This window comes from Vibrio sp. Vb1574 (assembly GCF_033338675.1).
This window is the reverse complement of sequence record NZ_JAWOTC010000438.1, coordinates 1-1,061: the sequence shown is the minus strand read 5'-3', so window position 1 is coordinate 1,061 and position 1,061 is coordinate 1. Positions and strand designations below refer to the sequence as shown.

Genomic DNA, 1,061 nt, shown 5'->3' with positions numbered 1-1,061 from the left:
TTTGTTTGCATTTTCAGGAGCGTTAACTGGTTTTATAATTGCCTCAAACCACATTTCTTCTGGATTTTCCAACGCTTCTAGCTCTTCTATAGGCAGGAGTAGGTGATCATGCAGAGAAAGGTTGTATTTCACGACTTTCGTTTCGTTATCTTGCATAACGTCAAAAATAAACCCCATGAGTTCATCTGCTTTGGTTGGGGAAAGGACATCGCTAAGCTGTAAGCCAGTGTAGCGTTCTGCGTTGAACGTTTTGGAGTGGTGGGTACCACCAAAGCTTTCAATATAGCGCCCGCTTTCGTCTAGGATAAACACATGATCCGGTAGGGTGTTTAAAATGGCTTCTAACCATGTTTCCCTTTCTTTATAAATCATGTGGTTACTTTCCTTCTTCTCGGCAAGTAGCCGATTATATAGGTTTGTATTGATGACACAATCAATATGGATCACATAATGGTTTATCGATTCAGCTAATCTGTGTGTGTTAGCTTTTGAGCTGTTTGAGTGAAATTTTTATAGCACTTTGTTTCGTGCGGGTGTAGGCTCTTGCCTGTATATTTTTGAGACAAAAAATTAATGTTATATCTCTTGTTTAAAAACTTCGTAAGAAGGCTGAACTCCGTGCATAAAACGCGATGAAGTGTTGCTCGGAGTCATAAATTATCTTCATCAGATGTGGAAATACGTGCACAGCTAAGCTGGAAAATGCGTAGGTTGTATTACATCTGAGTAAAGACAAGAGACCGCCGGTGATATTTCATCACCGGCTTTTTTGTATCTGAAGTTTGAAATCAGATATGAAGTTACCCATAGTTGAAATAGGGGCCGGTATGTAAGTACCGGCCCTTTTTATTTGGTAAAAAACATGAGTGTGTTACACGTTAAAAATATGTCCTATCAGGTTGTTGATCATCACCTATATAGCCATTCCCACTTCACTATTCATGCTGGAGAGCATGTAGGAATCACCGGTGTAAACGGAGTAGGAAAAAGTACGTTGTTAAAGTTGCTTGTTGGTGAAATTTCTGCCGATGAGGGAGATATTCATTGGCAGCCAAACTTAG

The 1,061-nt window shown here is 39.8% G+C and carries 1 protein-coding gene and 1 pseudogene; one reads left to right on the top strand and one right to left on the bottom strand.

Going from position 1 to position 1,061, the window contains the following annotated elements; all coding sequences use genetic code 11:
- A pseudogene (locus tag R7O12_RS26715) lies at positions 1-372 on the bottom strand (GGDEF domain-containing protein); the annotation flags it as partial.
- Between the two features lie 490 nt (positions 373-862).
- Between R7O12_RS26715 and R7O12_RS26710 the strand changes: the two are divergent.
- Positions 863-1,061 (top strand): ATP-binding cassette domain-containing protein (locus R7O12_RS26710; protein WP_318127091.1); only part of this gene is annotated, 199 nt, incomplete at its 3' end.